Source organism: Caballeronia sp. LZ019 (assembly GCF_031450825.1).
Taxonomy (GTDB): domain Bacteria; phylum Pseudomonadota; class Gammaproteobacteria; order Burkholderiales; family Burkholderiaceae; genus Caballeronia.
The window spans coordinates 454121-478146 of record NZ_JARTVZ010000001.1; the positions used below are offsets into that span (position 1 = coordinate 454121).

The 24026-nt window shown below is 63.5% G+C and carries 19 protein-coding genes and 1 pseudogene; 15 read left to right on the forward strand and 5 right to left on the reverse strand.

The annotated features are described in order from the left end of the window. Nucleotides 1–27 precede the first annotated feature (27 nt). Together P9255_RS01960 and P9255_RS01965 are read left to right on the forward strand one after the other, a co-directional pair. Nucleotides 28–1986 carry an aconitase family protein gene (locus P9255_RS01960; protein ID WP_309789081.1) on the forward strand — a complete coding sequence of 653 codons (1959 nt, stop codon included), beginning with the start codon at nucleotides 28–30 and terminating at the stop codon, nucleotides 1984–1986. Between the two features lie 97 nt (nucleotides 1987–2083). Then, nucleotides 2084–3526: an MFS transporter gene (locus P9255_RS01965; RefSeq protein WP_309789082.1), complete on the forward strand. Its 1443-nt coding sequence runs from the start codon at nucleotides 2084–2086 to the stop codon at nucleotides 3524–3526. A 145-nt stretch (nucleotides 3527–3671) separates the two neighbouring features. On the opposite strand, the gene P9255_RS01970 is transcribed toward P9255_RS01965, so the two are convergent. Further along, on the reverse strand, nucleotides 3672–4085 hold the full coding sequence (locus P9255_RS01970; RefSeq protein WP_309768614.1) for a hypothetical protein: 414 nt from the start codon (nucleotides 4083–4085) through the stop codon (nucleotides 3672–3674). A 398-nt stretch (nucleotides 4086–4483) separates the two neighbouring features. On the opposite strand from P9255_RS01970, the gene P9255_RS01975 reads away from it, so the two are divergent. The 13 genes and pseudogenes from P9255_RS01975 (at nucleotide 4484) to P9255_RS02035 (ending at nucleotide 19530) form a co-directional block, all read left to right on the forward strand. After that, the gene (locus P9255_RS01975) at nucleotides 4484–5953 is read left to right on the forward strand and encodes a glycosyl hydrolase (protein WP_309768615.1); all 1470 of its coding nucleotides are present in this window, start codon (nucleotides 4484–4486) and stop codon (nucleotides 5951–5953) included. A gap of 199 nt (nucleotides 5954–6152) precedes the next feature. Beyond that, entirely contained in the window at nucleotides 6153–7826 is a 1674-nt protein-coding gene (locus P9255_RS01980) for a methyl-accepting chemotaxis protein (RefSeq protein WP_309768616.1), read from the forward strand. 202 nt (nucleotides 7827–8028) lie between these two features. After that, nucleotides 8029–8562 (forward strand): DUF488 domain-containing protein, encoded by a 534-nt coding sequence (locus P9255_RS01985; RefSeq protein WP_309768617.1) that lies wholly within the window; start codon nucleotides 8029–8031, stop codon nucleotides 8560–8562. A gap of 74 nt (nucleotides 8563–8636) precedes the next feature. Next, nucleotides 8637–9509, forward strand: a complete 873-nt coding sequence (locus P9255_RS01990) for a GNAT family N-acetyltransferase (RefSeq protein WP_309768618.1) — start codon at nucleotides 8637–8639, stop codon at nucleotides 9507–9509. Between the two features lie 3 nt (nucleotides 9510–9512). After that, nucleotides 9513–10439: a glyoxylate/hydroxypyruvate reductase A gene (locus tag P9255_RS01995; protein WP_309768619.1), complete on the forward strand. Its 927-nt coding sequence runs from the start codon at nucleotides 9513–9515 to the stop codon at nucleotides 10437–10439. A 165-nt stretch (nucleotides 10440–10604) separates the two neighbouring features. Beyond that, a complete protein-coding gene (locus tag P9255_RS02000; RefSeq protein ID WP_309768620.1) occupies nucleotides 10605–12014 on the forward strand; it encodes an aspartate aminotransferase family protein in 1410 nt (469 codons plus the stop codon). Nucleotides 12015–12057: 43 nt separating this feature from the next. After that, a complete protein-coding gene (locus P9255_RS02005) occupies nucleotides 12058–12555 on the forward strand; it encodes a winged helix-turn-helix transcriptional regulator (protein ID WP_309768621.1) in 498 nt (165 codons plus the stop codon). Between the two features lie 109 nt (nucleotides 12556–12664). Next, nucleotides 12665–13729: a tartrate dehydrogenase gene (locus tag P9255_RS02010; protein ID WP_309789083.1), complete on the forward strand. Its 1065-nt coding sequence runs from the start codon at nucleotides 12665–12667 to the stop codon at nucleotides 13727–13729. An 18-nt stretch (nucleotides 13730–13747) separates the two neighbouring features. After that, the gene (locus tag P9255_RS02015) at nucleotides 13748–15229 is read left to right on the forward strand and encodes an NAD-dependent succinate-semialdehyde dehydrogenase (RefSeq protein ID WP_309768623.1); all 1482 of its coding nucleotides are present in this window, start codon (nucleotides 13748–13750) and stop codon (nucleotides 15227–15229) included. After that, nucleotides 15226–16185 carry a M14 family metallopeptidase gene (locus P9255_RS02020; protein WP_309768624.1) on the forward strand — a complete coding sequence of 320 codons (960 nt, stop codon included), beginning with the start codon at nucleotides 15226–15228 and terminating at the stop codon, nucleotides 16183–16185. The genes P9255_RS02015 and P9255_RS02020 overlap by 4 nt, the downstream gene beginning before the upstream one ends. 18 nt (nucleotides 16186–16203) lie before the next feature. Further along, on the forward strand, nucleotides 16204–16548 hold the full coding sequence (locus tag P9255_RS02025; RefSeq protein WP_309768625.1) for a cupin domain-containing protein: 345 nt from the start codon (nucleotides 16204–16206) through the stop codon (nucleotides 16546–16548). Between the two features lie 225 nt (nucleotides 16549–16773). Then, nucleotides 16774–17783: pseudogene (locus P9255_RS02030) on the forward strand (ABC transporter substrate-binding protein). Nucleotides 17784–17811: 28 nt separating this feature from the next. Then, nucleotides 17812–19530 carry a GMC family oxidoreductase N-terminal domain-containing protein gene (locus P9255_RS02035; RefSeq protein WP_309789084.1) on the forward strand — a complete coding sequence of 573 codons (1719 nt, stop codon included), beginning with the start codon at nucleotides 17812–17814 and terminating at the stop codon, nucleotides 19528–19530. On the opposite strand, the gene P9255_RS02040 is transcribed toward P9255_RS02035, so the two are convergent. The 4 genes from P9255_RS02040 to P9255_RS02055 are packed head-to-tail and all read right to left on the reverse strand — an operon-like array spanning nucleotide 19518 to nucleotide 24025. Beyond that, nucleotides 19518–20945, reverse strand: coding sequence for an aldehyde dehydrogenase family protein (locus P9255_RS02040; protein WP_309768627.1), 1428 nt, complete (start codon nucleotides 20943–20945; stop codon nucleotides 19518–19520). The genes P9255_RS02035 and P9255_RS02040 overlap by 13 nt on opposite strands. A 31-nt stretch (nucleotides 20946–20976) precedes the next feature. Then, complete coding sequence (locus tag P9255_RS02045) at nucleotides 20977–21777, reverse strand: ABC transporter permease (RefSeq protein WP_309789085.1); 801 nt, start codon at nucleotides 21775–21777, stop codon at nucleotides 20977–20979. A gap of 5 nt (nucleotides 21778–21782) precedes the next feature. Beyond that, nucleotides 21783–22694, reverse strand: coding sequence for an ABC transporter permease (locus P9255_RS02050; RefSeq protein WP_309768628.1), 912 nt, complete (start codon nucleotides 22692–22694; stop codon nucleotides 21783–21785). Further along, nucleotides 22691–24025 carry an FAD-binding oxidoreductase gene (locus P9255_RS02055; RefSeq protein ID WP_309768629.1) on the reverse strand — a complete coding sequence of 445 codons (1335 nt, stop codon included), beginning with the start codon at nucleotides 24023–24025 and terminating at the stop codon, nucleotides 22691–22693. The genes P9255_RS02050 and P9255_RS02055 overlap by 4 nt, the downstream gene beginning before the upstream one ends. Nucleotide 24026 lies beyond the last annotated feature (1 nt).

Here is a 24026-nt window from a genome sequence, read left to right on the forward strand (position 1 = left end):
TACAGTCTCCTCCCAAGGAGATGTTCGATGGCAAGCCTAACCCTCACGGGCCGGATTCTGTTTCTGAGCACCGACCCGGACCTCGTTCAGCAGCAATTCGAAGGCCGCGACCTGACGCTCGCCACGGCGGGCGCGTTGAGAGACGACATCTCGACCGACGAGATCACGCCGATGAGCGTCCTCACGCGCTTCGACGAGCGGCTCGGCGCGGTGCCTTACGTCGGGTTCCATGCTGGCGATCGCAATCCCATCGGCCACCACGCGGTCCGGGACGGCGGGTTCTGCGTGACGGTCGGCGGCAATCGTTACGGCAAGGGTTCATCACGCGAGCATAGCCCGCTGGCCGAGTACAGCGCGGGCATTCGTCTCGTCATCGCCCGCAGCTTCGAACGAATCTATCGGCAGAACGCGGACAACCTCGGACTCTTCACGTCGACGGACTTCGGTTTGATCGACCGCATCCAGCGGGGCGAGGCCGTCGATATCGAAGAGCTCGTCGGCTCCCGCGACGCTCTTGCGGCCGCGATTCTCAGGAACGGCGGACTCCTGCGATACGGCGCGGCGCACATGAAGCAGATCGTTCCCGCATCGGCGCAACCGGATGCGGGGCCGCGAACGCTTACCCAGAAGATTCTCGAGCGTCATGCGCTGAAAACCGAAGGGACGGACGCGACGCTCGCGCCCGGCTCGGGGACGTTCATGCGCGCCGACTGGCGCTTCATCCACGAGTACTACACGGGGATGGCCGCGCACATGCTTCACAAGACCTTCGGCCGCCCGCTGACCTTGCATCAACCCGAAACGATCCTCGCGTTCGAAGATCATCTCTCGTATTCGCACAAGAGCGAGCTGCATATCAGGAACGGCCTGCTTCCTAACGTGCGGGAACTGTCGAGCGCGCATCGCGCGTTCGCGAAGGACTATGGACTCGTCGATCACGGCTATCTGAACGAACTGGATGGCGGTTTCGACGAAGGGTCCGAAGGCATCTCGCACGCGATGATGGCCGAGCAGTACGCGCTTCCGGGCCAGGTCGTCGTCGGAACCGACTCGCATACGCCGCACAGCGGCGCGCTCGGTTGCGTCGCTTTCGGCGTTGGCACGACCGACATGTCGAATGCGTTCGTCACGGGCGCCGTTCGCCTGACCGTGCCGCAGTCGCTGCGCATCAATCTCGACGGCCATGTTCCCGCAGGCGTCACGGCGAAAGACATCGTCCTGCATCTTCTCGCCGATCCCGCCATTCGAAAGGGCTCCGGCGTAGGCAAGGTCTTCGAGTTCGCCGGCTCCGCAATCGCCGGTCTGAGCACGGACGAACGCACCACGCTCACGAACATGACCGCCGAACTGGGCGGCTTCACCGGCATCGTCGCGCCGGACCGCGAGACGGTCCGCTTTCTCAAGGAGCGACGCGGCATCGATTTCGCGCTCGAAGCCTGGATGTGCAGCGATGAAGGCGCAGCGTACGTGGCCGTGATCGATATCGACTGCGCCGCGATCACGCCGATGCTCGCCGCGCCGGGCGATCCCGGTAACGGCGTGCCCTTGTCCGCGCTGAGCGAACGGCCGGCGGTGGACATCGCCTACGGCGGATCGTGCACGGCGGGCAAGCGCGAGGACTTCGAACACTATCACGAAGTCTTGTCATGGGCTGCGGCTCACGGGCTGACGGTTCCATCGAACGTTCAGCTTTTCCTGCAGTTCGGCACGTCCGACGTGCGCGACTATTGCGTCGAGCGTGGCTACCTGAAGGCATTCGAGCAGGTCGGCGCGACCCTCCTGCAACCCTCTTGCGGCGCGTGTGCGAACTGCGGCCCCGGGTCATCGACGCAGTCGTCGCAGGTCACGATCAGCGCGATCAATCGCAACTTCAACGGCCGCTCGGGGCCGGGCAAGGTATGGCTCGCAAGCCCGCCTACCGTCGCGGCGAGCGCGATCGCAGGCAAGGTGATGTCGTTCGACGAGTTGCAGCGGCTCTGCGCGTGACGCGTCCGTGCGCTCTCCGATGCGGCAACAACGCGGGCAATCGCCCGGCGTGCTTTCAGTTTCAGTGAACGATCACATCATTATTCAGGAGACACCCATGGCCATCGCGGACAGTAGCTCGGGCTTTCGAGCGCCAGCCCAGGGCGCGTCGGAAGCGGCAATTACCGGCGGCGAAGTCGGTGAAATCTCCGCCCGGCTCGATCGGCTGCCCGCGACGAAAGCGGTATGGAAACTGATCCTGCTGCTGAGCCTCGGCTTCTTCTTCGAGCTGTACGATCTGCTCTTCACCGGCTATATCGCGCCGGGGCTGGTCAAGAGCGGCATTCTTTCATCGACGACGCACGGGCTGTTCGGCACATCCGGCGTGGCAAGCTTCATCGCAGCGCTGTTCTCGGGACTCTTCATCGGCACCGCTGCATGCGGCTTTCTCGCCGATAAATTCGGCCGCCGCGCCATCTTCACTTACTCGCTTCTCTGGTACGTCGCGGCCAACACCGTCATGGCGTTCCAGGACACTGCATTCGGGCTGAACCTGTGGCGGTTCATCTCGGGACTCGGCATCGGCGTGGAACTGATCACCATCGGCACGTATATGTCGGAACTCGCGCCGAAGCATTTGCGAGGCAGAGCGTTCGCGGTTTGTCAGGCCATCGGCTTCTCGGCTGTGCCAGTCGTCGCCTACCTGTCCTACCTGCTCGTGCCGATCGCGCCGTTCGGGTTCGACGGCTGGCGCTGGGTCGTCCTGATCGGCGGCGTGAGCGCCCTGTTCGTGTGGTACTTCCGCCGCAATCTTCCCGAGAGCCCGCGATGGCTCGCGAGCAAAGGCCGTATCGACGAAGCGGATGCGGCGCTGGCGCAACTCGAGAGACAGGTCGAAAGCCAGTCCGGTCAGCCGCTGCCGCCGCCCGGTCCGTCCGAACCTGTTCCGCGACGCGCCGGTTTCGCCGATATGTGGAAGCCGCCCTATCGTCGCCGGACGGTGATGCTCATCATCTTTCACATCTGCCAGACGGTCGGCTTCTACGGCTTCGCGAACTGGGTGCCGACCTTGCTGGTGAAGCAAGGCATCACGGTCACATCCAGCTTGCTGTACACCACTGTCATCGGGCTCGCGGCGCCAATCGGTCCCTTGCTCGGATACTGGATCGCAGACCGCTTCGAGCGCAAGCATGTGATCGTCGCGATGGCGTCGGTCAATATCGCCGCCGGTCTTCTCTTCAGCCAGGCGGGTTCACCGGCCACGATCGTCGTGTTGGGCGTGCTCCTGACGCTGGCCGGCAATATCATTTCATTCACGTACCACACCTATCAGCAAGAGCTTTATCCGACGACGATTCGCGCGCGCGCCGTGGGCTTCGTGTACTCCTGGAGCCGACTGTCCGCCGTATTCAGTTCGTTCGTGATTGCGTTCGTCCTCAGAGATTTCGGCGTGCACGGCGTCTTCGTCTTCATTGCAAGCGCGATGTTCCTCGTGATTCTCGCAATCGGCCTGATGGGTCCGCGAACGCTGGGCAAGTCTTTGGAAAGCATTTCGCACTAGCCGCGCAATTGCCCTGATTGCTTCTCGATCGTCCTTGTGAGCGGCGATCGAAGATCGCCCGTGTGCCTCGTCCGCACCGGGCGAGCGTGCGCTTCGTGCGCGAGTCGATAGCGGACGACGCGACAGCCTGACGCGGCCGCCGTGATCAATGCGCGCGAAAATGCCGGACATAGTTCAGCGCCCTTCTTATGCGGACGGCGCGATCTTCGAACACGTATGAAGCGATTAGCGCAAGCGCACCGGCGACCACTCCCGTCAGCACATGTTCGAGATAAGGCGCGCGATACCGGCTCGCGTGCGAATACGCATCGCCCAACATGCTCAGCACCGCCACGACGGCTGCGTTGCCATAGCGATTCGCGTACAGCTTGCCTGCGGGAGTGAACGTGACGAGGACCGCCAACAGTCCGGTAAAAAGCCCTGTCTCGAGCGCAGTCGTCCAGTGCGCGAGATTCATGACCTGACTCCAGCTTCCGGGCATGCACGTCATGCATGCGCACGCGGGCTGCCAGAAACGCTGGATGAAACGTGTCGCGCGCCGCTTCCACTCGCTGGCCATGATCGTCCTTTCGCTTCCGCGTCCGATTCAATCGACGCCGTCGTTCGCTATCGCTCCTGACATCTCCTGAACTATACGACTCTCTGTTGACAAGGTGGATGCGCGTCCACGTTGCAACAACCGGCCGGTTCACGGTGCCGCGACCGGTATTCAAGAAACGTGTCGAAGTGCAAGTGTCGATCCGGTAAATCTCAGTTGCCGTGCGCGTTGCGGCAGAGTTCGGCAAAAGACTTCACACTTGATTGGCTATCGGATTCAGGCAATCGTCACGCTCTCGATAGTTAGGTTTCCTTTCAATGACCGTTGACGTGCGCGCTTTCGAACGTATGCGATACAGACCGAATCGCCATCAGCACCGGAAACGTTCATAGCCCAACTCATTGCAATCGCATTACTCAATGAAACAACGTGGCAAGCGTATCGAACAACTCCTGCATTGCAGGACTGTTCACCAACGGTTGTCCCGCCGCGCGTTCCTGTGTCTGCTGATGGCCGAAGCCGGCGGCGCGGCGTTATCGGCATGTGGAGGCGGCGGCAGTCCGCCATCCGGGACCGTTGCTTCGAGCAGCGTCGCAAACGGCGCATCAGGAACAGGAAGCGCGACGGAGTCATCCGGCAACACGGTTTCGGTCGATGCAACGCATCCATCGAGCAACGCGGTTTCGCCGAGCGCAACTTACCCGCCCGCTATCACTATTCCACCGGCCGCATCCATCACCGATAGCGCGGGCGCGGTGTGGACGCTGGTTGACGGTCGCGTGATGAAGGACGGCGTGAACGCGCTGACCGGTTCGAGCGTTGCACTGTCACTGGTGCTCTATTTCAACGGCATCATCTACGCGCAGAACCTGAGCGGCGTGTGGTATCAGAACGGCTCGCCGTGGAAGAACATCGGGAGCATCGATCCGCGCAACGTCGTCAAGCCCTCGAACACGTCGCTGTTCTATGGCATCAACGGTCACATGGCCTGGGGCGCGGGCGTCTACGTCACCATGACCGCCGAGCGGCAGCTTGCGATTTTGAAGGACCTCGGCGTGACGATGTATCGCTGCGACACGGCCGACGCCGGCATGTCGGCGACGCTTGCCATGGCGCTGCGCGGCGCATTCGCGGGCAGCGGTGTCGGCATCATGCCGGTGCTCAATCCGCGTTCGGCGGGCTGGAATCCGACCGGCACCGAAGCCGCGGCGTACTCGCTCGGCTATGACCTTGCCGTGCGCTGCACGCAGCCGCTGAAGGGCCTCGTCACGCATATCGAATGCGGTAATGAACTGGATACCGTGGGCCTGCAGATTGGCGGCGACGGCAGTCAGACGTCCGACTGGAACCCGGCAGAGTGGCCGGCGTTCCGTGGCGTGATTCGCGGCATGATCGCGGGCGTCAAGGCGGTCGATCCGGCCATCAAGTGCGGCGTGAACGTCGGCATTCCGATGGCGTATCGCGCGCTGCAAATGCTGTGGAACGGCCTTTCGCCGAACGGCACGGCAACGGGCGTATCGGGCGCGGCATCGGTGCAGTGGGACTACACGACGTATCACTGGTATCACAGCTCGGGCAAGATCGAGTGCGCGGGTCGCAACAACGCATGCATCAACGTGCTGCAAGTGCTGAAGGACTCGTTCAACGTGCCGATCTGGCTGACCGAATGGGGCTGGTCCGGCTCGGCGGATTCGCCGGCGGCGCGATCGGCGTATGTGCAGGAAACGATGGCGTCGTACTACGCGATCAAGGACAAGTACAACCTCGAAAGCATCATGTTATTCACGATGATCGACGCGGACTACGGCCTGATCGAGAGTGACGGGGTAACGAAAGGCCCGGCGTACGAAGCGTTCAAGAACTCCATCGCGGCGAATCGGGTTGAGTGAATTAGGTATCTATTACATAGCACAGCCGTGCGATTAACCAAATAGGTAAAGTTTCCGCGAGACGGGTCGATAAATGTAATGAAGGCGACAGTTTCGCAGCATCGGTTTGTCAGGCGACCCTTGGCGAACTCAGCGACCGGCGACCGGCCGTGACTCTCACTGTTCCTGCCCAACCTTAACAACCGGTCCTCGACTATCAATGAATAAACTGCACCACCTCAAGGTCGGCACCCGGCTGACTGTCGGCTTCGGCGTTCTCGTTGCGATGCTCGTTCTCGTCGCCGCAATCAATCTCTTCAACATGCGCGGTCTCAACAATGAGATCACATTGATAACCGATGATCGAATGGTCAAGGCGGCCGAGGTATCTAAAGCCAAGGACTCGGCGAGCCAGACGGTATTGCGATTGCAGCGCGCTGCAATCACTGGACGCCCTGACGACATCGAGGCCATGAAAGCCGGTGTTATTGAGGCATCCAGATCAACGTCACAGCGCCTGGAACGCGTGCAGCGGCTGATTTCGTCGTCACGCGGTCAGGAGCTTTTCAACGCGGTGGTCGAGGCACGTGGCCGCAACACCGCTGCGCGCAATGTCGCCGTGGACATGCTGACGGCAGGAAATGTTGACGATGCCCGGGCGCAGATCGCCGGGCCGCTGGCGACCGCTCAGAGCCAGTATTTCGCGGCGCTCGACGCGCTGGTTTCTTACCAGTTCGAACTCGCCGACGAGTCCGCGAAGGAAGCGCATGCCGCCTATGGCCGCGCGTTCGTGCTGTCGATCGGGGCGACCATCGCGGCCGTGTTCATGGCGATTGCCGCGATGCTGGTCATCACCCGCTCCGTGACGAAGCCCGTGAAGGATGCACTCGATGCGATGACCGCACTCGAGCAGGGCGACCTGACGCATCGAGTGGAAGCGGTTGGCCGCGATGAACTCGCCGATCTCATGCGCGCGATACAGGCGGCGTTCGCCAGGCTGTCCGCGCTTGCAAACGGCATCAAGGAGTCGGTCGACGTGATTCGAACGGCATCGGGAGAGATCGCGGCCGGGAGCACGGACCTGTCTTCGCGCACGGAACAGCAAGCCGCGTCGCTGGAGGAAACGGCAGCGAGCATGGAAGAGTTGACTGCGACCGTCAAGCAGAACTGCGAAAACGCGATGCAGGCGAGCGGCCTCGCCGACAACGCGAACGTCGTCGCGAACGAAGGCAGCGCGATCATCGGACAGGTCATTCAAACGATGGACGCAATCGAGCAGAGTTCGGGCAAGATCGCGGAGATCATCGGAATGATCGAGGGCATCGCATTCCAGACGAACATCCTCGCGCTGAATGCAGCCGTCGAGGCCGCGCGTGCAGGCGAGCAGGGGCGCGGTTTCGCGGTCGTTGCGAGTGAGGTGCGCAGTCTTGCACAGCGGTCGTCGGCTGCGGCGAAGGAGATCAAGGACCTTATCGAAACGTCCGGAGGTCGCGTGGAGGCCGGTACGGAACTGGTCGCGAAGGCGGGCGAAACGATGCAGCGGGTCGGCACTGCGATCCAGCGCGTCACCGACATCATGGGCGAGATAGCGTCCGCTTCGAACGAGCAGACGCGCGGTATCGAGCAGGTGAATCAGGCCATCTCGCAGATGGACGAGGTGACGCAGCAAAACGCGGCGTTGGTCGAGGAGGCGGCTGCGGCGGCGGGATCGATGGAGGACCAGGCGAAGCAATTGAGCGCAGCGGTTGCAGTGTTTCGGACGGGAGAGACGGTTGCGGCTGCTGGTCCCGTAACGCGGCCGTTGGTGCGTGAAAGGGCGCGCGCGGCGGTCGGTGCGGTGAAGGCGTCGGGTGCGCCGGTGCTTTCGGGTAATGGCGACTGGTCGACTTTTTGAGCTCGAAGTGGATGTTGGGGGGGGGGAGGCGGGCCTTGCACCGTGCTTCGTTAGTGCGAGCGTGGCGGCGCGGCGAAACTGATCGTGCGGGTTCCGTCGCGGGGTCACCATACGTCTGCGGCGATACATCGATCGCATCGGGCGTCATCGCACGCCCCCGGCACACCTCCTGCTCCTCACTCCGAAACCGCACGAGCCGCCCATGCCCCTTCCCTTCTACACCATCGGCCATTCCACCCGATCCATCGACGAACTGGCCGCACTCCTCCACGCAGCGAACGTCGAGCGCCTGATCGACATCCGAACCGTACCGAAATCGCGCACGAACCCCCAGTTCAACGCCGATACCTTGCCCACGAGCCTGCAACCCCACGGGATCGTCTACGAACGCATCGCCGAACTCGGCGGCCTGCGCAGCAAGGCCAGAGACATCCCGCCCGAAGTCAACGGCTTCTGGGAGAACCGCAGCTTCCACAACTACGCGGACTACGCACTGTCCGACGCCTTCCGCACCGGTCTCGATCTCCTCATCAGCCTCGGCCGCGAACAGCGCTGCGCCATCATGTGCTCCGAGGCCGTCTGGTGGCGCTGCCACAGGCGCATTGTCGCCGACTATCTGCTCGCGCACGGCGAGACCGTGTTCCATCTGATGGGCGATGACCGCATCGAAGAAGCGCGTCTCACACAAGGCGCGATCGTCCATTCGCCCACCGCCGTGCAGTACCCGGCTGCGTGACGCAGCAGGATCGTCCTATCCGCGCTCGGCGCAGCGTGCCAAAGTGACAGGCATCTTGCAACGTGGAGCATGCCGTGTCCGCCGCCGAAACATCCGCTCTTCTCTACCGCCCCTTCACCGCCGACGACATCCCCGCGGCGCACGCGTTATCCGTCGAAGTCAAATGGCCGCATCGCGCCGATGACTGGCGCTTCGTGCTCGATCTAGGCGAGGGCTTCGTCGCGCAGGAAGGCGAACGCGTCGTCGGCACGGCGCTCTGCTGGAAGCACGGCGACGATGGCGGATCGCTCGGCATGGTCATCGTCGCGCCGGATAGCCAGGGCAAAGGCATTGGACGCAAGCTGATGGAACTGCTGCTCGACGCGCTCGGCAACCGCATCACCGTGCTGCACGCAACACCCGCCGGCGAGCCGCTCTATACGAAGCTCGGCTTCCGGCGCATCGGCGCGGTCCATCAGCATCAATCCGCCGATTTCTCCGTGCCCTTCATCGATCTGCGGCCAGGCGAACGCATCCGCGCAATCGATGCAGGCGATACCCCCACGCTCGTCGCACTCGCATCGCGCGCAAGCGGCTTCGATCGCAGCGCAGTATTGCCCGCGCTGCTGGACGCCGCGCAAGGCGTGGTGATCGAACGCGACGGCCACACGCTCGGCTTCGCGCTCATCCGCGATTTCGGGCGCGGCCGTGCAATCGGCCCCGTCGTTTCCATCACCGCCGATGACGAACACGTGCGCCACGCCCAGGCGCTGATCTCGCACCTGCTTGCGCGTAACGAGGACCGCTTCACGCGCATCGACACGCCCGGCGACAGCGGCCTGTCGGACTGGCTCGCGACCGTCGGCCTGCCGCGCGTCGATACCGTCATCAAGATGGCGCGCAACGGTACGCCGCCGCACGATGCATCCGTCGCGCAATTCGCGATCATCAATCAGGGGCTCGGCTGATCCATGACGATTCTCTATAAGGCCGATCCCGAACGCGGCAGGCAATGGGCGCAGCACTTCGCACAAAAAGCGCCGGACGTCCCCTTCCGTGTGTGGCCCGATATCGGCGACGCCGCCGCCGTCCGCTATCTCGCCGCATGGCAGCCGCCTGCCGACATCATGCAGACGCTGCCCAACCTCGAAGTGATTTTCTCGGTAGGCGCGGGCATCGATCAATTCGATCTGTCGAGCGTGCCGCCGCATGTCGCCGTCGTGCGGATGACCGAGCCGGGCATCGTCGAAGGCATGACGGAATACGTCACGCAGGCGGTGCTCACGATTCACCGCGATCTGCCCGACTACGCAACGCTGCAGCGCGAGCGCGTCTGGCGCGAGATGCCCGTGCGCCCAGCCGCGACGCGGCGCATCGGCGTCCTCGGTCTCGGCATGCTCGGCACGGCGGTGCTTCAAACGCTGCGTCTCTTCGGCTTTCCGTGCGCGGGATGGAGCCGCTCGCAGCATCACATAGAAGGCGTCGAATGCTACGCGGGCGATGCTTCCTTCGATGCCTTCATCGCGCGCACGGATATCCTCATCTGCCTGTTGCCGCTCACCGATGCGACGCGCGGCGTCATCGACAGGCACGTCTTCGCGACACTGCCGCAAGGCGCATCGCTGATCAATGTGGGGCGCGGTCCGCACGTGATCCAGCAGGACCTGCTCGATGCGCTCGACAGCGGCCATCTGCACGCCGCCATTCTCGACGTGACCGATCCCGAGCCGTTGCCGCCGACACATCCGTTATGGACTCATCCGCGCGTGCGCCTCACACCGCATATCGCGAGCGCGACGCGCCCCGAGTCCGCCGTCGAGGTCGTGCTCGACAATCTGCGCCGCCATCGCGCGGGAGAACGCATGACCGGGGAAATAGACCGCACGCGCGGCTACTGAACAGTCGTGCGAATCGCGCAGCACAAAATGCTGCGCGGCCCCTGAAAAAAGCCACATTTGCGCTTTTTGGCGATTTTTTTGGCGATGCGCGCGATACCTTCCTGCCGATAGTATGAAAGCGGTCAAGAGCCATTCCGAACACTTCGCGAAGAGGAAAGCCGCATCATGTCGATCAAGTCGCTCGTCGAATCCGACCGCAAGCATCTGATTCATCCCGTCGTCAGCTATCGCGCGCACGAGGCGCGCGGCGTCACCGTGCTCGATTCCGCCGACGGCGTGTTCCTGCGCGATATCGAAGGCAATCAGCTACTCGATGCGTTCTCGGGCCTATGGTGCGTGAACACCGGCTACGGACACGCGAGCATCGTCGAGGCCGCGTCGAAGCAGATGGCGAAACTGCCGTACGCAACCGGTTATTTTCACTTCGGCTCGGAGCCCGCAATCGAACTGGCCGCGAAGCTCGTCGAGCTCGCGCCCGCGTCGCTGCAACACGTGTACTTCACGCTCGGCGGCTCCGATGCGGTCGATTCCGCGCTGCGCTTCATCACACACTACTACAACGCAACGGGCCGTCCGTCGAAGAAGCATTTCATCGCGCTGCAACGCGGATATCACGGGTCGTCGTCCGTAGGCGCAGGGCTCACGGCACTGCCCGCGTTCCATCGCAACTTCGACCTGCCGCAACGCACGCAGCATCACATTGCGTCGCCGTATGCGTATCGCAGCGATTACGCCGATGACGCCGCGCTCATCGATGCATCGGTGAAAGCGCTCGAATCGAAAGTGGCCGAACTCGGCGCGGAGAACGTCGCCGCATTCTTCTGCGAGCCGATCCAGGGATCGGGCGGCGTGATCGTGCCGCCTGCCGGCTCGCTGAAGGCAATGCGCGAAGCGTGCCGCAAGCTCGACATTCTCTTCGTCGCCGATGAAGTCATCACCGGCTTCGGCCGCACCGGCCCGCTCTTCGCATGCGAAGGCGAAGGCGTGGAGCCGGACCTGATGACCGTCGCGAAGGGCTTGACCGCCGGCTATGCGCCGATGGGCGCGGTGCTCATGTCCGATGCGGTCTATCGAGGCATCGCGGATGGCGGCGATGCCTCTGCGCCGATCGGTCATGGTCATACGTATTCGGCGCATCCGGTGAGCGCGGCCATCGGCCTCGAAGTCATGCGGCTCTATCACGAAGGCGGCCTGCTCGCAAACGGCCAGGCGCAAGCGCCGCGTTTCGCGCAAGGGCTCGATGCGCTGCTCGATCATCCGCTCGTCGGCGATTCGCGTCATCGCGGCTTGCTCGGTGCGCTCGAACTCGTCGCGGACAAGGACAGCAAGCGCGGCTTCGACGCCTCGCTCAAGCTGCCCGATCGCATCGCGGCGGCGGCATATCGCAACGGTCTCGTGTTTCGCGCATTCGGCGACAACATCCTCGGCTTCGCGCCGGCGCTCTGCTATACGGAAGCGAACTTCGACATGCTGTTCGAGCGCCTCACGAAAACGCTCGACGACGTGCTCGCCGCAAGCGAGGTCCGCGCCGCATTGAAGGGCGTTTCCGGATGTAGTTCTCGCGCGGCCGCGTGATAACATCGACCGACCGCCGACATGCAAGACCGAACCCGCCACGATGAGCAACGACAGCAAGCTGGACCGCATCGATCTCCGCATCCTCTCGCAATTGCAGAAGCGCGGGCGCATCACGAACGTGGAGCTTGCCGATGCGGTCGGTCTGTCGCCGAGTCCTTGCCTGATCCGCGTAAAAAGGCTGGAAAAAGCGGGGTATATCGTCGGTTACGGCGCGCAGATTCAACTCGAGAAGCTCGGCGACGTGCAGGTGGTCTTCACCGAAGTCACGCTCGCCGATCATCGCCGCGAGGACTTCATCAAGTTCGTGAATGCCGTGAAAGATGTTGACGAGATCGTCGAGTGTCATCTCGCGAGCGGCGGCTACGACTATCTGCTGAAGTTCGTCACGCGCAGCGTGAGTCATTATCAAAGCATCATCGAAGGGCTGCTGGAACGCGGCATCGGCATCGAAAAGTACTTCAGCTACGTCATCATCAAGACGTCGTTCGTGAAGTCGCACTATCCGCTCGAAACGCTCTTCTCGCAGCCGCAACACTGAGGCGCACGCCTCGTCCCCCTTTCGTTTTGTCAAAGGCAAGCTCGCGCTCATGCATTGCTTATGCACGCGCGTGCTTTTTCACGTCGATCAACTTCACGCGGAGTAATCCATGTCCAGCACCTATCGTATTGCCGTGATTCCGGGCGACGGCATCGGCAAGGAAGTGATGCCCGAAGCATTGCGCGCGCTCGATGCCGTGAGCAAGCGCTTCGGCATCGGGCTCGAGTATCGGCAGATCGAATGGGCAAGCTGCGACTACTACGCGCAGCATGGCCAGATGATGCCCGACGACTGGAAAGCCTGGTTGCAAGACGCGGACGCCATTCTGTTCGGCGCCGTAGGCTGGCCGCAGACCGTGCCGGACCACGTCTCGCTGTGGGGTTCCCTCCTCAAGTTTCGCCGCGAGTTCGACCAGTACATCAACCTGCGCCCTGCGCGTCTTTTCGATGGCGTGCCCTCGCCGCTCGCGAATCGCAAGGCGGGCGACATCGACTTCATGATCGTGCGCGAGAACACCGAAGGCGAGTATTCGTCGGTGGGCGGCGTATCGTTCGAAGGCACCGAGCGCGAGTTCGTCTCGCAGACCTCGATCTTCACGCGCAAGGGCGCCGAACGCGTGCTGAAGTTCGCGTTCGACCTGGCGCAGCAGCGCGAGAAGAAGATAACGGTCGCGACGAAGAGCAACGGCATCTCGATCAGCATGCCGTGGTGGGACGCGCGTGCCGCCGAGATCGCGCAGCAGTATCCTGAGATCGTGTGGGACAAGCAGCACATCGACATCCTGTGCGCGCGCTTCGTGCTGAATCCGGATCGCTTCGACGTGGTCGTCGCGACGAACCTCTTCGGCGACATTCTTTCGGACCTCGGCCCCGCATGCACGGGCACCATCGGCATCGCGCCGTCTGCGAACATGAATCCCGAGCGCAACTTTCCGTCGCTGTTCGAGCCGGTTCACGGTTCCGCGCCGGATATCGCGGGCAAGGGCATCGCCAATCCGGTCGCGATGATCTGGTCCGCTGCGATGATGCTCGACTTCCTCGGCGAGCGCGAAGCGCATGACGCGATGCTCGCCGCCATCTCCGCGGTGCTCAAGGAAGGCCCGCGAACCGGCGATCTGGGCGGCACGGCGAAGACGGCGGACGTCGGCGCAGCGATCGCCCAACTGCTCGCCTGATGCTTCCGGAGAACCATCATGACGCAACGATACGAACTGAGCGATCTGATCCGCGCCGATAACTTCATCGACGGCAAATGGGTCGCGGCGGCGAGCGGCAAGCGCTTCGCCGTCACCGATCCCGCGACGGGCGAAGTCATCGCGCAGGTCGCGGACAGCGGCCCCGCCGATGCGCGCGCCGCCACCGATGCCGCCGCACGCGCGTTCCCCGCGTGGCGCGATGCGTTGCCGAAGGATCGCGCGGCCGTGCTGCATCGCTGGCACGCGCTGATCGTCGAAAACGCGGATGCGCTCGGGCGTCTCATCTCGCTCGAACAGGGCAAGCCGTTCGTGGAAGGGCGCGGCGAAGTGATGTACGGCGCATCCTATGTCGCATGGTTCGCCGACGAAGCCACGCGCATTTACGGCGACATCATTCCGCAGCAGCAGCGCGGCAAGCGCATGAGCGCGGTGAAAGAGCCGGTCGGCATCGTCGCGGCCATCACACCGTGGAACTTCCCGCTTGCGATGATCGCGCGAAAGATCGCGCCGGCGCTCGCGGCGGGCTGCACGGTCATCGGCAAGCCAGCGGAAGACACGCCGCTCACCGCGCTCGCGCTCGTGATGCTCGCGCACGAAGCAGGCGTGCCGCCGGGCGCGTTGAACCTGATCAGCGCGTCGCGCGAGCACGCGCAGGAAGCGGTGGCGGACTGGCTCGAAGACGGCCGCGTGCGCAAGATCACCTTCACCGGCTCGACGCCCGTGGGCAAGTATCTCGCGCGTGAATCGGCGGGAACGCTCAAGAAGCTGTCGCTCGAACTCGGCGGCAACGCGCCCTTCATCGTGTTCGACGATGCCGATATCGACGCCGCTGTCGCGGGCCTCATGGCATCGAAGTTTCGCAATGGCGGACAGACCTGCGTGTGCCCGAATCGCGTGTACGTGCAGTCGTCCGTGTATGACCGCTTCGCCGACTTGCTGGCGAAGCGCGTCGCCGCGCTGAAGGTCGCGCCCGCCACCGACCCCGATGCGCAGATCGGCCCGATGATCAACGCACGCGCGGTCGAGAAGATCGAGCGTCATGTGAACGATGCGGTGAAGCGCGGCGCGCGCATACTCACGGGCGGCAAGCGGCTCGATATCGGGCCGAACTTCGGTCCCAACTATTACGCGCCCACGGTGCTCGCCGACGCCACGCCCGACATGCAACTGAGCTGCGAGGAAACCTTCGGTCCTGTCGTGCCGCTCTTCCGTTTCGACGATGAAGCCGAGGCCATTCGCGCGGCGAACGATACGCCGTTCGGGCTTGCATCGTACTTCTATAGCCAGGACGTGAAGCGCATCGATCGCGTGGCTCGCTTGCTCGAAGCGGGAATCGTGGGCATCAACGAAGGCGCGCTTGCGAGCGAGGCCGCGCCGTTCGGCGGCGTGAAGGAGTCCGGCTACGGACGCGAAGGCTCGAAATACGGTCTCGACGATTATCTGTCGATCAAGTACCTGTGCCAGGGCGGTCTCGAATGAACGCCTATCCGATCGAGATCGCGTTTCCGGACATCGGCTTGCATGAAGCGGGCAATACGGGCGTGCCGTATGTGCATACCTTCGATTCGGGCATCGACGGTCCGCACGTGATGATCAACGCGCTCACGCACGGTAATGAAGTGTGCGGCGCGATCGTCGTGGATGAACTGCTGCGGGCCGAACTGCGTCCGCGTCGCGGCAAACTCACGCTCGCGTTTGCGAACGTCGATGCCTATCGCCGTTTCGATGCCGGCAAGCCCGATGCTTCGCGCTTCGTCGACCAGGACTTCAATCGCGTGTGGACCGCGCAAACGCTCGATGACGCATCGCGCGATTCGAGCGAACTGCGCCGCGCCCGCGCGATGCGGCCCGTCGTCGACACCGTTGACCTTCTGCTCGACCTGCATTCGATGCACGAGAAGAGCAAGCCGTTGATCGTCGCAGGGCCGCTCGACAAGGGCATCGAACTGTCGGCGCAGCTCGGCGCGCCGGCCACCGTCATCTGCGACGAAGGGCATCCCGAAGGCCGCCGCATGCGCGATTACGAAGGCTTCGGCGATGCATCGAGTGCGAAGAACGCGCTGCTGATCGAATGCGGACAGCACTGGGAAGCGAGCGCGGTGACGGTCGCGCGCGATGTGACGGCGCGCTTTCTCGTGCTCTCCGGGGTAATCGACAAACAAGACCCGCCCGACGGATGGATACAGCCATCGCCGCCGGAAATGCTCGTCGTGCGCGTGACGCAACCCGTCGTCGCGACGAGCATGGATTTCCGCTTCGCCGGCGAATTCACCGGGCTCGAAGTCTTTCCCGATGCGGGCAGCATCATCGGCTGGTCCGAAGGCAAGCCCGTCGAAACACCGTACGGCGACTGCATGCTCGTCATGCCTTCATTGCGGCAATTGCGGCCCGGCGTCACGGTCGTGCGGCTCGGCAAGATCGAGCGGCGCATTTAACTCAACTGAGAGCGAGAGATGAAAGTTCAGCAGATCAGGCAAAGCGTGGCGATCGGAGGACTGGAAGACTGGGGCACGGCCGGACTGCCCGGCACGCAGGAAATCAGGGTATCCGGCGTGCAGAAGGTCATTCCGGGCAGCGAGGCGATCGATACAGGCGTGTTCGAATGCACGCCCGGCACGTATCGCCGCTCGGTGAAACAGGCGGAGGTCATGCACTTTCTGGCGGGCAGCGGCCGCTTCACGCCCGACGGCGAAGACACCGTCCACTTTGCAGGCGGCGATACGCTCTTCTTTGCGGCGAATACCGAAGGCACATGGGAAGTCGATGAAACCATGCGCAAGGTCTATGTGATCTTCTGAACGACATAACATCAGGTCATGGTCACTCCAACAATTGCGGCGTTGCCCTCGTCTATTTGACTCAATATATTTCGAATCATCCCCGCGTCGTCGCCGCTTCGGACTGAAACCGGGCGGGACTGCGCGACCTGCAACAGGTCCACTGCTTCAACCTTTGTCGAGGAAAACGCCGTGATGAAGATTGCAAGGTTCCGCTGTCCGCACATTCCCCTTCGTCCGCTTGCGATGACATTGCTGCTGTCCGTCGCGGGTGCGGCGCCCGCCTTCGCGGCCGGCAAGATCACGTTCGTGTCGCAAGGCGGCGCCTATCAGGAAGCGCAGACCAAGGCGATTCTCGATCCCGCCGCGAAAGAGCTCGGCATCACCATCAACCAGGACAGCATTCCCGATGCGTGGCCGCAGATCAAGGCGCAAGGCGCGACGGGCAAGCCGATCTGGGACGTCGTCGATACGCCGACATCGAACTGCCTGCGGGGCGGGCGTGAAGGGCTGCTCGAGAAGCTCGATTTCTCGAAGATCCCGAATGCCGCGACCATTCCCGAGAAATACCGCACGCCTTATTCGGTGCCTTACGAGTTCTATTCGACCGTCATCGGCTACAACAAGAAGACGCTCAGGAAAGTGCCGCAAAGCTGGAAAGACTTCTGGGACGTGAAGAACTTCCCCGGCACGCGCGCACTGCGCAACGATCCGACAACCGTGCTTGAAGCCGCGCTGCTCGCCGACGGCGTTGCGCGCGACAAGCTCTATCCGCTCGATGTCGATCGCGCGTTCAGGAAGCTCGAAGAAATCAAGCCGCATGTCACGGTATGGTGGACGTCGGGGGGCCAGTCCGCGCAATTGCTGCATGACGGCGAAGTCGACATGACGATGATCTGGAACGGCCGCGCGAGCGCCGTGATGAAGGACGATCCCGATGTCGCGTTCACCTTCAACGACGGCATCCTGCAGAACACGCAGCTTTGCATCCTGAAGAACGCGCCGAATCTCAGCGACGCCGTGCGCTTCGTGAACGCGGCCGTATCGCCGGAATTGCAGGCCAACCTTCCGCTTTATATCGACTACGGTCCGGGCAATCCCGCTGCATTCAAGACAGGCAGATCAGCGACAAGCGCGCGGCCGAGTTGCCGAGCGCACCGGCCAACGCCGCGAAACAGGCATTGATGTCCGAAGAATGGTGGGCGTCCGAACCGGGTATTCAGGCGAAGGCGCGCTGGCTCAAGTTCATGCAGTAGCGCGGCTTTCGCCCGGGGACGTTTCGACGTGTTCGACTATCTGATACTCGGCGGCGGCTCGGCCGGCTGTGTGCTGGCCGCGCGTCTTTCCGAAGATGCGCGCGCGAGCGTCTGTCTCGTCGAAGCGGGCCGCGATATCTCCGCGCAATCGATGCCCGATGCGATCCGCAGCCGCTATCCGGGCCGCGCCTATCTCGACACGCGCAACATCTGGCATGCGCTGAAAGCACGCATGAGCGCGCGCGCCACCTTGCGGCGCTACGAACAGGCGCGGCTGCTCGGCGGCGGCTCCGCGATCAACGCGCTGATGGCCAATCGCGGTTCCCCCGCCGACTACGACGAATGGGAAGCACTCGGCGCATCGGACTGGAACTGGGCAACGTGCCTGCCGTACTTCCGCAAGCTCGAGTCGGACTGCGATTTCAGCGGCGATCTGCACGGCAGCGACGGACCGCTGCGCATTCAACGCACGCCGCTCTCGCGCATATCGCCGTTCGTGCGCGCAGTGCTTGCCTCGCTCGCCGATCGCGGTCACGCGATGCACGAAGACCAGAACGGACCGTGGCAGGACGGCACGTTCGTCGGCTCCATTGCGGTGAGTCCGCAAGGCGAACGCATCCCGACTTCGGTGTGTTATCTCGACGATGCCGCACGTGCGCGCCGCAACCTGACGATACGCACCGGCGAAACAGTCGAGCGCATTCTGTTCGATGGGCAACGGGCGATCGGCGCGCGCATCGTTCGCGCCGACGGCACGCATCACGATGTGCAAGCGCGGCGCGTGATCGTATCGGCGGGGGCGATTCACAGTCCCGCGTTGCTGATGAGAAGCGGCATCGGGCCGGCGGACGAGCTCGCCGCGCTCGGTATCGATGTCATAGCGGATCGGCCGGGCGTGGGCCGCAACCTGATGGAGCATCCGTCGATTGCCGTGTCCGCGTTCCTGCCGCGCGCCGCGCGCACACCGTTCCCCGACGAGCATCACGAGCAGGCCATCGTGCGTTTTTCTTCCGGCCTTCCCGATACCGTTCAGGGCGACATGCACGGCGCCATTCTTTCTCGATCGGGCTGGCATTCGGTGGGCTATCGCCTGGGCACGATCTTCTTCTGGGTCAACAAGTCGTATTCGCGCGGACGCGTCACCCTTGCTTCGCCCGATGCAGGCGATGAACCCACGGTCGATTTCGCCATGCTGTCGGATTCGCGCGATCTCGAACGATTGAAACTCGCGCTGCGCTTCGGCGCTTCGGTGCTTGCATCGCCGGCGATGAACGCGCACCGCGATGTAGTCTTTCCGTCGAGCTATTCCCCGCGCGTGGCGGCCGTCGCAGTGCCGGGCAAGTGGAACGCGCTGCAGCGCGGCGCATTGAGCGCGCTGCTCGATGCGGCAGGCCCGATGCGCCACGCGTTGATCCGAAGCGTCGTGACGCAGGGCGTGACCATCGGCCAACTGCTCGATGACGACGACGCGTTGACCGCGTTCGTCATGCGTTCGGTGGGTGGAACATGGCATCCGTCGGGCACGTGCCGCATGGGTTCATCGAGCGACAGATACGCCGTCACCGATTCGCGTGGCGCGGTCTACGGCGTCGATGGCCTCCACGTATGCGATGCCTCGCTGATGCCGTCCATTCCGTGCGCGAACACGAACGTCCCGACGATCATGATCGCGGAGCGCGTAGCCGATGCGTTACGCGGCGCGCTGCAAGCCGAACTCACAGCGCATACGGAGCACTACGCGCCGTAGCCCACGATGCCCTTCACTTCGAGAAACGCCTCCAGTCCCCACTCGCCGTACTCGCGGCCGTTGCCCGACTGCTTGTAACCGCCGAACGGCGAGCCCGGGTCCCACGCCGGATAGTTCACGTAGACGCTGCCCGCGCGCATCTTCCTCGCGACGCGCCGCGCTCGTTGCAAGTCCTTCGACTGCACGTAGGCCGCGAGGCCATACGGCGTGTCGTTGGCGATTGCAACGGCCTCTTCCTCGTCGCGATACGGCATGATCGCGAGCACCGGTCCGAAGACTTCCTCACGCGCAATCGTCATCGACGGATGCACGTTCGCGAACACCGTCGGCTTCACGTAGTATCCGCGCGCGAGTCCGTCCGGGCGTCCGGGACCGCCTGCGGCCAGCGCCGCCCCTTCGCTCATGCCGATCTCGATCATCCGCTGCACGCGTGCGTACTGCACGTCGCTGACCACGGGCCCCATCGTCGTGCCGGGCGCATCGGCCGGGCCTACGCGATGCTGTCCCGCCGCGCGCGCCGCGATCTCCACCGCTTCATCGTGACGCGATGCCGGCACGAGCATCCGCGTCGGCGCATTGCACGATTGACCGCTATTGCCGAAGCACGCGTTCACGCCCGCTGTCACCGCTGCTTCGAGATCGACATCGTCGAGCAGGATGTTCGCGGACTTTCCGCCGAGTTCCTGGTGCACGCGCTTCACGGTCGGCGCGGCGAGCTTTGCGATTTCGATGCCCGCGCGCGTCGATCCGGTGAACGACACCAAGTCCACATCCGGATGCGCGGAAAGCGCCGCGCCGACGGTCGGGCCATCGCCGTTCACGAGATTGAACACGCCTTTGGGCACGCCCGCGGCATCGACGATTTCCGCGAAAAGCACTGCGTTCATCGGCGATACTTCGCTCGGCTTCAGGACGACCGTGCAGCCCGCCGCGAGCGCAGGCGCAACCTTGCACACGATCTGATTGATGGGCCAGTTCCACGGCGTGATGAGCGCCGCCACGCCGACCGCTTCGTGATCGATCAGCGTCGAGCCTTTCATGCGCTGCCATTCGAAACGCGCGACCGTGCGCAGCGTCTCCTCGATATGCCGCTTGCCGAGTCCCGCCTGCCACGCATGTGCGAGCTTCTTCGGCGCGCCGATCTCGCGCATGATGACGTCGGCCATCTCGTCGTAGCGCGCGAGATACGCGTCGAGCAGACGCTCGAGCATTGCAACGCGCTCTTCGATGCGCGTCGTGGCGAACGATGCAAACGCGCGGCGCGCGGCGGCCACGGCGCGATCGACGTCGCGGGCATCGCCGAGTGCGACTTCCGCTATCGTCTCTTCCGTCGATGGATCGATGACGGGCAGACGCCTGTCGCCGGAAGGATCGACCCATTCGCCATCGATATAGAACTGCTGCAAATGTCGCATGTTTTTCAGGGGTGAAATGATCACGCAATGGTCAGGCTCGCGCCGCGGGAGAAGAACGCCGGCTCACGACGACGATCATCACGAGGCACAAGGTCAGGGCCGTCAGCATCGTGCTGATGGCGGCGATGGTCGGATCGATTTCATCGCGCAGCGTGACGAACATGCGGCGCGTGAGCGTCTGATTGTTGCCGCCCGAAATGAAGAGCGCGACCACGGTTTCATCGAGCGCCTGAATGAACACGAAGACCGCGCCCGAGATCACGCTCGCCTTGATCTGCGGCAACGTGACCGCCATGAACGCGCGAAAACGATTCATGCCGAGACTGCGCGCCACCATCTCCTGCGTGCGATCGAAAGTGCGCAAGTCCGCGCCCACGGAGATCAGCACATAAGGCAGGCCGAGCATCGTATCCGCGACGATGAGACCGCCGAGCGTGTTCACATACCCCATTTGCGTGAAGACGAAGAACACGCCGACCGCGACGATGATGATCGGCACCATCAGCGGCAGCATCAGGAGCGGGCGCAGATAGCGCAAGGACGGATGCGATCCGTACTGGATGCCATACGCCGCCGCGATGCCGAGCGGTGTCGCGATCAACGCGGCGCATGCGGAAGCCGCGAAGCTCGTCTTGGCCGCGTCGATCCAGGCGGGGTTGTCGAAGAACGCGTGATACCAGCGCAGCGAATACGCGGGCGGCGGAAAGGTGAGAAAGCGCGCATCGGAAAAAGAAAGCGGCACGACGATCACCACCGGAATCATCAGGAACGCGAGAATCAGCATCACCGATGCGCCGAGCGTCATGCGCCCGAACGACCATGTATTTCTCATCGCCATCATTTCGCCCCCAGCGTTTTCTCGAGCGGAATCACGCGGCTGACCGCATAGAAGATCGCGAACACGCAGATCAGCAGCACCACGCTCACCGAACTCGCCGCGCCCCAACTGTTGTAAATCTCGACGTTGCGGCTCACGATCATCGAGACCATCATCGATTTGCCGCCGCCCATCAGCTCCGGCGTGATGTAAAAGCCCAGGCACAGCACGAAGACGAGCGTCACGCCGGCGAGCACGCCGCTCATCGAAAGCGGCAGGAACACGCGAAGAAACACATGCAGCGGCGACCCGCCGAGGCTCGCGCCCGCCTGCGAGAGATTCGGCGCGATCTTCTGCATCGCGGAGAAGAGCGGCAACACCATGAAAGGCAGGAGAATGTGCACCATCGCGATGATCGTGCCGAACTGGTTATACGAGAGCTGCAAGGGACGATCGATCAGGCCCATGCCGAGCAGCGCCTTGTTGATGAGACCCGTGCGCTGCAGCAGCACGAGCCACGCATAAGTGCGCACGAGCACGCTGGTCCAGAATGGCAGGATCACCATGCCGAGCACGAGCGCGCTCCATCGCGGCGATATCGAGGCCGCGAAGTACGCGACCGGATAACCGAGCAACAACGTGATGACGGTCACGACGAAGCTGAGCTTGAACGTCAGCAGGAAGGTGTCGAGATAAGCGCCCGTGAAGACGCGCTTGTAGTTCACGAGCGAGAACGCGCCATCGTGCACGAACGATTGCCACGACAGCCACGCGAGCGGCGCGACGAGCAGCACGATCACGACGAGCAGCGCCGGCGCCATCAGCAGCAGCATCGTGCGGTCTTCGCGACGTTGATGGCGCACCGTTGGGTCGAGCGTCGCCGCATGCATCCCGGCGGTGTTCTGGAGTACGCGTTTGGCTGTGGTCATCATGCACCTACGGCGTCGAGAAACTGATACCACGCGGCGACGAGCCTCACGCCCGGCGCGCGCAGCGTATGAAAGGGCACCGGCCGCAGACCGTCCTGCGCGAGCAATGCAAGCTCGGGCTTTTCGCCGAGCGCAAGCGCAGCCGCATGCTGACCGATGAGACTCGCCATCGCCACGCCCGCGCCGTTGTAGCCGAGGCAGAACGTCGTGGCGTCGTCGCTGCGGCCTACGTGCGGCAGCGCGTTGAAGGTCATGCCAACATAGCCCGACCAGCGATACTCCACCGCTACATCCTGCAACTGCGGAAAGAGCGCGATCATCGCGCGTTGCAGCGCATCGAAGCCGGTCGGCTCGCCCTCTTTACCGAACGCATCGCGTCCGCCGAAGAGCATGCGGCCGTCGACCTTGCGGAACCACTTCATCATGCGCCGCGTTTCGGTATAGCTGCGGCGATTGACCATGAGTTGCGCGTCGATCTCTGGCGGCAACGGCGCGGTGGCGATCATCGCGCTTCTGAACGGCACGAGCTCGCGATGATACGAAGCGGTGGCATCGGTGAGATTGGAGTACGCGTTCGTCGCGACGATGACCTGCCGTGCACGAATGTTTCCGCCCGGCGCGCTCAGATGCACCCGGCCGTCCTTCGCACGCGACATCTCCGTGACGGGCGTCGATTCGTGAATCGGCACGCCGCGCGCAGTCAAACCCGCCGCGATGCCACGCACATATTCGAGCGGCAGGATAGTGCCCGCATCCGCGCTCAGCACGCCGCCGACGAAGCCCGCCGATCCCGTCTCATGCGCCACTTGCGCGCGCGACAGCACGCTCATCGACGTATCGTTGAGCGACGTGCGCAGCCAGTCCGCTTCGGCGCAAATCGACGCGAACGCACGCTCGGTATGCGCGCACCGCAGGCTGCCGGTCCGCTCGAAGCGCGCGCGTTCGATCCCGAATTCCTCGACGAGCGCCTCGACCGTGCGCACGCCATCGTGCGCAAGCCGATGCATGCGCTTCGCCACGTCGATGCCATGCGCGCTCGCGATTGCCGGAAACGACACGCGGAACTTCGACGACACGACACCGCCGTTGCGCCCGCTCGCGCCCCAGCCGACCGGATTCGCATCGAGCACCGCGCATTCGACGCCGCGCTTTTGCAGCGCATAGGCGGCGCTCAAGCCCGAATAGCCCGCACCGATGATGGCCACTTCGACATCGATATCGCGGGCGAGCGGCGCGCCCGTGCTGACCGGCGCATCGAACGCGGGCACGCGCGCGGCCATCGCGCGCCACAGCGATTCCGGTTGCGGGCGAAGCGGAGCAGACGGGGCGCGCATC

Bases quoted from the DNA above. Each gene is read 5' to 3' on its own strand.
- P9255_RS01960 (WP_309789081.1), top strand. From the start codon at position 28: ATGGCAAGCCTAACCCTCACGGGCCGGATTCTGTTTCTGAGCACCGAC.
- P9255_RS01965 (WP_309789082.1), top strand. From the start codon at position 2,084: ATGGCCATCGCGGACAGTAGCTCGGGCTTTCGAGCGCCAGCCCAGGGC.
- P9255_RS01970 (WP_309768614.1), bottom strand. From the start codon at position 4,085: ATGGCCAGCGAGTGGAAGCGGCGCGCGACACGTTTCATCCAGCGTTTC.
- P9255_RS01975 (WP_309768615.1), top strand. From the start codon at position 4,484: ATGAAACAACGTGGCAAGCGTATCGAACAACTCCTGCATTGCAGGACT.
- P9255_RS01980 (WP_309768616.1), top strand. From the start codon at position 6,153: ATGAATAAACTGCACCACCTCAAGGTCGGCACCCGGCTGACTGTCGGC.
- P9255_RS01985 (WP_309768617.1), top strand. From the start codon at position 8,029: ATGCCCCTTCCCTTCTACACCATCGGCCATTCCACCCGATCCATCGAC.
- P9255_RS01995 (WP_309768619.1), top strand. From the start codon at position 9,513: ATGACGATTCTCTATAAGGCCGATCCCGAACGCGGCAGGCAATGGGCG.
- P9255_RS02000 (WP_309768620.1), top strand. From the start codon at position 10,605: ATGTCGATCAAGTCGCTCGTCGAATCCGACCGCAAGCATCTGATTCAT.
- P9255_RS02005 (WP_309768621.1), top strand. From the start codon at position 12,058: ATGAGCAACGACAGCAAGCTGGACCGCATCGATCTCCGCATCCTCTCG.
- P9255_RS02010 (WP_309789083.1), top strand. From the start codon at position 12,665: ATGTCCAGCACCTATCGTATTGCCGTGATTCCGGGCGACGGCATCGGC.
- P9255_RS02015 (WP_309768623.1), top strand. From the start codon at position 13,748: ATGACGCAACGATACGAACTGAGCGATCTGATCCGCGCCGATAACTTC.
- P9255_RS02020 (WP_309768624.1), top strand. From the start codon at position 15,226: ATGAACGCCTATCCGATCGAGATCGCGTTTCCGGACATCGGCTTGCAT.
- P9255_RS02025 (WP_309768625.1), top strand. From the start codon at position 16,204: ATGAAAGTTCAGCAGATCAGGCAAAGCGTGGCGATCGGAGGACTGGAA.
- P9255_RS02040 (WP_309768627.1), bottom strand. From the start codon at position 20,945: ATGCGACATTTGCAGCAGTTCTATATCGATGGCGAATGGGTCGATCCT.
- P9255_RS02045 (WP_309789085.1), bottom strand. From the start codon at position 21,777: ATGAGAAATACATGGTCGTTCGGGCGCATGACGCTCGGCGCATCGGTG.
- P9255_RS02050 (WP_309768628.1), bottom strand. From the start codon at position 22,694: ATGATGACCACAGCCAAACGCGTACTCCAGAACACCGCCGGGATGCAT.
- P9255_RS02055 (WP_309768629.1), bottom strand. From the start codon at position 24,025: ATGCGCGCCCCGTCTGCTCCGCTTCGCCCGCAACCGGAATCGCTGTGG.